Annotated in this window: 6 protein-coding genes; 4 read left to right on the top strand and 2 right to left on the bottom strand. The window is 26.3% G+C overall.

What is annotated here, in order from left to right; translation table 11 throughout:
• The coding region (locus tag BM119_RS07150; protein ID WP_143087300.1) for a helix-turn-helix domain-containing protein at positions 1-269 on the bottom strand (269 nt) is incomplete at its 3' end.
• A 283-nt stretch (positions 270-552) separates the two neighbouring features.
• Positions 553-936: a GNAT family N-acetyltransferase gene (locus tag BM119_RS07145; RefSeq protein ID WP_341465749.1), complete on the bottom strand. Its 384-nt coding sequence runs from the start codon at positions 934-936 to the stop codon at positions 553-555.
• Positions 937-1,278: 342 nt separating this feature from the next.
• Here BM119_RS07145 and BM119_RS07140 point away from each other — a divergent pair, with 342 nt between their 5' ends.
• The 4 genes from BM119_RS07140 to BM119_RS07125 all read left to right on the top strand — a co-directional run bounded on the left by BM119_RS07140 (position 1,279) and on the right by BM119_RS07125 (position 6,654).
• Positions 1,279-1,968, top strand: a complete 690-nt coding sequence (locus BM119_RS07140; RefSeq protein ID WP_090040135.1) for a response regulator transcription factor — start codon at positions 1,279-1,281, stop codon at positions 1,966-1,968.
• Positions 1,968-3,035: a sensor histidine kinase gene (locus BM119_RS07135; RefSeq protein ID WP_090040134.1), complete on the top strand. Its 1,068-nt coding sequence runs from the start codon at positions 1,968-1,970 to the stop codon at positions 3,033-3,035. Before BM119_RS07140 ends, BM119_RS07135 begins: the two co-directional genes overlap by 1 nt.
• A 345-nt stretch (positions 3,036-3,380) precedes the next feature.
• Positions 3,381-4,049 carry an ABC transporter ATP-binding protein gene (locus BM119_RS07130; RefSeq protein ID WP_090040133.1) on the top strand — a complete coding sequence of 223 codons (669 nt, stop codon included), beginning with the start codon at positions 3,381-3,383 and terminating at the stop codon, positions 4,047-4,049.
• Between the two features lie 13 nt (positions 4,050-4,062).
• Positions 4,063-6,654 carry an ABC transporter permease gene (locus tag BM119_RS07125; protein WP_090040131.1) on the top strand — a complete coding sequence of 864 codons (2,592 nt, stop codon included), beginning with the start codon at positions 4,063-4,065 and terminating at the stop codon, positions 6,652-6,654.
• Positions 6,655-6,657: the final 3 nt, after the last annotated feature.

Genomic DNA, 6,657 nt, shown 5'->3' with positions numbered 1-6,657 from the left:
AGTCTTTGGTTTTCAGCGATTAAATCTTCTTCAACTTGTTTAGTCAGCTGCTTAGGATATCCTTGATTACTGCCACCTTTTTTTCTTCCACACCTCTGTTTGTATAATCCATCCACACCTTCTTCAAGATATATCCGATCCCATCTTGAGATGATTGAGTCAGCAATTCCATACTTTTTTTCTGCATCACTAAAACTTAGATTATTATTCCTAATATCTTCTATAACCTTCTGTTTTATTTCTCCACTATACGTTTTTCTTTTGGACATAAAATATACACCCCTTTTTTATTATACACTTCTTATTTTCAGTGTCTAACATTTGGGGTGCACTTCATTTTATACTTCCCTAAACTCATATATTATGATAATTGATTGTTCTTGGTTAACCAATCATTTTTTAAAATTGCATATACAGCCAAATCATAAAATTCTTTATTATCACGTATTTCAACTTGTCTTAATGTTCCTTCATATTTCATTCCACTTTTGAGCATTACCTTACCTGATGCAACATTATTTGTGTCGTGTTTTGCAACAATTCGATTAAAATCTACTTCAGAAATAAATAGTCAATTACTGCTTTTAGTGATTCACTCATTATGCCCTTGCCCCAGTATATTCTTGACGTACAATACCCTATTTCACAAGAATAGTTTTTTTCATCTAACTTAACTATGCAAATGCTGCCAATAACTTCTCCTATTTCTTTTAATTCAATAGCCCAATTATAGATATTATTATTATACTCATTTCCCCACTTCTCTAGAATTTCTTTAGTAACTTCTATACTACTATGTGGTTTCCATGATAAAAATTTTGTTACCTCACTATCATTTGCCCAGTTTTTAAACATATCATATGCGTCACTAAGTTCAAATCTTCGCAGTAAGAGTCTATCTGCATTGATTGCTTCTGTACCTTTATGTGATAACACAACAATCCCCCCTTAATTTTAAGTTTGAATAATTAGTTCATATTAATTTGTGGAGTTTTATTATTCAATTATAAAGAAACTTTAACTAAATTACAAATATTTTACATAAATATATATAATGATAAGAAGCTTATACATAGAATAAATATAAAATATTATATAGAAAAATAAATAAGAGAAAAAAGTTGATTTGTAATAAAAGAAAATGCAATTATATGAAAATTAAAGAGGACATATTATATAACGAATAAAATAATATAGTATGTGATTATTTTGCTATGAATAAGAGCAAGGTTATGGAACTTTAAATAGTGTTTTGGTTATAGAAAGGAGAAATATTCAATGAGTACAATAATGATTGTAGAAGATGATATTACCTTAAATAATGGAATAACTTTCAATCTTAATATGGATGGATTTACGGTTATATCATCAAATACTTTAAAAGATGCAAAAGAAAATTTGTTGAAAAAAGAAATAGATTTAATAATATTAGATGTAAATCTTCCAGATGGAAATGGCTTTGATTTTTGTAGAGAGATAAGAAAACATTATGATACAGGTATTTTATTTTTAACAGCTTGTGATATGGAACTAGACATAATTACAGGATTTAGGATTGGTGGAGATGATTATATAACTAAACCTTTTAATTTAAATATTTTAAGAGAAAGAGTATTTGCTTTATTAAGAAGATATTCTAAATCTAAAAATAAAGACGTAAATAATGATTTTATAGTTGATGAGTTTAAAATTGATTTAGATAAAATGACAGTTCAAAAGAATGGAAAAGCTATAGACTTAGCACCTACAGAGTACAAGCTTTTTAAAAAATTAATAGAATCAAAGGGAAAAGTGTTAACAAGACAAAAGCTTTTACAGGTCTTATATGATGATGATGACTTCATAGAAGAACATGTTTTAACAGTTAATATAAATAGATTAAGAAATAAAATAGAAGATAATCCATCAAGACCTAAATATATAAAGACAGTATATGGAAGTGGATATGTTTGGGCTGGTGAGGAATAATGAAAAAGTTTATTAAAGACCATATATACAGGATAGTTTTTTTATTAGTTTTAGCTATAGCAATAATATTTTCATTATTTTTAAGATATAAAATAAAATATATTGTAAAGCAAGCCCCATATCTTAATAAAGAATTGAACAACATATTAGTGCATACGTTGATATTCATAATAATAATTTTACTAATTATTACTATACTCATTTATTATATAAGAAAAGATATTTTAAAGTTTTCAGAAAGAATTATATATGTAATTGATAATATAATATTACAAAAGTATGATTTGTCTTTTGAAATAAATGAAGAGACTATATTATCTAAGACTGAAAACAAGTTAAAACATTTAGTTGAGGTTATGAAAGATAGAGAGGAAAAATATGAAATAGAAAAGAATAGTATAAAATCTTTAATTTCAGATATATCTCATCAGATAAAAACTCCTATTGCAAATATAACAATGTATAATGATACTTTGATTGATAGAAAGCTTAGTGAAAGTAATAGGCTTATCTTTTTAAATAACATGAAATCACAAATAAATAAACTTGAATGGTTAATACAAGCTTTAATTAAAATGTCTAGGCTTGAAAATGGAATTATAAAATTAAACTTAACAGAATATGAGATCAGTGAAACTATTGCCCAGGCTTTAAGTAGTATATATTTAAAGGCTGAAAAGAAAAATATATCTGTTAGAGTTAATTGTCATCACAGTATAAAGGCATTTTATGATCCAAAATGGACAAGCGAAGCTATATTTAATATTTTAGATAATGCAGTAAAATATACTTATAGTGGAGGAAATATTAAAATTAGCGTTGAGTCGTGGGAACTATTTACAAAAATAGATATTATGGACTCAGGCATGGGAATAGACAAGGAAGAAATAAATAATATTTTTAAGCGTTTTTATAGAATTAAGTCTGTAAGTACAATTGATGGTGTTGGTATAGGGCTCTATCTTTCAAGAGAAATAATAAGTATGGAAGGTGGGTACATTAAGGTTAATTCGCGAAAAGGAGTAGGGTCTATCTTTTCAATATTTTTACCTAACAGTATTATGTAGAATGAATCTTCAAAAAACAGCCTAAAGGAGGGATTTTTTCCTCCTTTAATTATGTTTAAAATAAGTTCCACTAATAGTATGACCACTTACTTCAAATTGCCATTTTAAAATTATAATTTGTAACCGACTAAGTTTATTTTGAGCAAAGTTTATATAAAGATTATAAGTCATAATCATAAAGAATTTTTTTAATATCATAATTATATAATTTTTAGTAGCAAATAAATATAACAAAATTGTGATATTTATCTTGATTATTATAACAAAGCTGAGAGGACATAAGAAAGTTTAACATGATACCATTAAAGAGTAGTAAACAAGAGAGTTATTAAGGAGATGAATTTTATGAGTATATTGGAGACTAAAGGAGTAAAAAAATATTATGGTAAAGATGAGAATCTTGTAAAGGCATTGGATGATGTAAATATATATATTGAAAAAGGCGAGTTTATAGCCATAGTTGGAACATCAGGATCAGGAAAAAGCACATTGCTTAATATGTTAGGAGGACTTGATATACCAACAGAAGGAAAAGTATATGTAGAAGGTAAAGATATATGTTTAATGAATAGTGATGACTTAACTATTTTCAGAAGAAGAAATGTTGGATTTATATTTCAGAGTTTTAATCTTGTTCCTATATTAAATGTATATGAGAATATAGTCTTACCTATAGAACTTGATGGGGGGCAGATTGATAAAGAGTTTGTTGATAATATTATTAATACACTAGGTCTTAAAGATAAAATAGATAGATTACCTAATAATCTTTCAGGTGGTCAGCAACAGCGTGTGGCAATTGCTAGAGCTTTAGTTACCAAACCATCTATTATACTTGCAGACGAGCCAACAGGAAATCTAGATAGTAAAACTGGACAAGAAGTTTTAGGGCTTCTTAAAGTTACAAGTGAAAAATTTAATCAAACAATTATTATGATTACTCACGATGAGGTAATTGCACAAATGGCACATAGAGTTATAAGAATTGAAGATGGTAAAATTGTAGATAAGTAGGAGGAAGTTTAGAGTGTTACACAATAATAATAGTAAAGTAGTAAAAAAAATAAGTAGAAGAAGCTTATCTACTAATAAAATGAGAAATATATTTGTAATAATAGCAATAATTTTAACAACAGTATTACTTACTGCAACATTTACTGTAGGTATAACTTTTTCTAATACAAAAAAAGTTTATGATATTATAAGTATTAGTGGAGTAAACTCAGATGGATATATAGATTTAAACAGAGAACAATATGATAACTTAAAGAAAAATAGTAATATAGATAAAATAGGATATATACAAAATGCAACCTTAAATCCTGTTAAAAATAAAGAAATTTCAAAGGAAAATATAATAATACAAGGAACTGATGACAAAGAAGTATACGATATGATGGGAATAAATCTTAAAGAAGGAAACTTTCCTAAGAATTGTAAAGAGATTATTGCACCGACATGGATTTTAGATTCATTAAATCTTAAATACGATATAGGTGAAAAAATTAATTTGGAAATGGATATAAATGGAGAAAGTAGAAATATACAATTTATTTTAAGTGGTTATTATGAATCTATAGTTCCAAGAGGCGTTAGTAAATCAGCATTATTTGTATCTCCAAAATTTATAGAAGAAATTATTAGGCCGATAGACAGTAATAAAATTAATGGCACTGCATTAGTTACTTTAAAAAATTTAAATGAAAAATCTACCATAGATGAAGCAAAAAATAAAATAAAAGCACTAGCAAATGATGTAGGAAGTAATTCATATAAAGAACATCCAAAATTTCATAAAGAAAATGATTTTATTAAACAGAATAAGCCATTAGATCTTATATTAATAATATCTATAGCTGTATTTTTACTTTTATTAAGTGGTTATCTTGTTATATATAATATTTTTTATATTTCAGTAGTTAGAGATATTAGGTTCTATGGGTTACTAAAAACTATTGGTACAACAGATAAACAAATAAAGAAAATAATACTAAGACAGGGTCTTATATTGTCAATTATAGGAATACCTATAGGATTAGTATTGGGATATTTAATAGGATTTAAGCTAACCCCAATGATTCTTGAAATGATGGCATTTGGAAGTTTAGTAAAGGTTCATAGCAATCCGTTCATATTTATATTCTCAGCTATATTTTCTTTAATTACAGTTTATATTAGTTGTAATAAGTCAGTTAAAATTGCTAAAAAAATTTCTCCAGTAGAGGCAGTTAAGTATTCAACAGTAAGTACTATAAAATCAGAGAAAAAGATTAAAAAAGGATATAATGGTGGAAAACTTCATAATATGGCCTGGGCTAATATAATGAAAAATAAGAAAAAGGTAGGTATATCAATTTTATCAATATCAATAAGTGCAGCTATATTTATATTTGCAGTTAATATTTTTATGGGAGTAGATCCTAAGAAACATGCAGATCATCAAGAGGTTTGGGACTTCCAAATTGAAAATAATATTTCTAATTTAGACAATGGAGAATATAAACCAATTACAAAAGAATTATATGATAAATTATCAAATTTAAACTTTGTTGACAAAACAACTATTTATTATGAAGGTATAACTCCTAATACAGAAGGTGAGTTCTATGATTTTTCATCAGAAATATTACCAGAAGGAAAAATAGGAGAAGAGTTTAAAGGTTATGGAGATCCGACCAAAAGATATTGTGGATTTTACTATAGTGAAGATGGGAATATTAGAGCTCAAGTTTCAAGTCTTAATGAAAAAGAACTTAAAAATGAAATTTCTAGAGTAAGGATTATAGATGGAGAGATAAAAGAAAGTGAATTTACAGGTGGAAACTATATAATTTTATATAAAAATAATGATAATGGAGTAATTAAAGCTGGGGATAATGTGCCAATAAGCTTTATTTTAAGAGATAATAAAGGCAATGAAAGTATAGTTAAAGAAGAATTTACTGTAATGGCAGTTGTAGGAAAACCATTAAAAGGTTCAGATAATTTCGAGATGACAAATAACTTAGAAGTTATAAATATAGAGGAAAATAAATTTAAAGATGTATTTAAAGATTATGAAAATTCAATTAAGAAAATTGGAATTAATGTAAAGAAAGATACTAATTTAAAAGAAGCTAATGATATAGTTTCTAAAGTTGTAGCAAGTAGTGGAAATAGACAATTAAATATAAATTCTAAATATTTTTTCATTGAAGGAATATCAAGATTTAAGCAAATTGTAATAATAGTTGGACTTATTGTATCAGGGGTACTAGCCATTATTGGTATGCTCAATGTTATAAATACAGCCTTAACAGGGATATTATCAAGAAAAGTGGAATTTTCAATGCTTGAAGCTATTGGTATGACCAAGAAGCAAATTAAAAAGATGATAGTATTTGAAGGAATATATTATGCATTACTATCATTAATCCTAATATTGCCACTAGGATTTGGAGTATCATTACTAGCACCAATGGTAATGCCTATATATTCAAGTTTTAATTTTAATATATATGCTATATCAACAATTATATCTATGGCAGTAAATATTATTTTGATGATGAGTGTTCCATTAATTGGTTATAAATCTATAAGTAAAAATAGTATAGTAGAGAGATTAAGGGAAATAGAGTGATTA

The sequence above is a fragment of the Clostridium frigidicarnis genome (genome assembly GCF_900111985.1).
Classification (GTDB): domain Bacteria; phylum Bacillota; class Clostridia; order Clostridiales; family Clostridiaceae; genus Clostridium_Z; species Clostridium_Z frigidicarnis.
The sequence above is the reverse complement of the archived record's forward strand: the minus strand, read 5'-3'. Positions and strand labels throughout refer to the sequence as shown.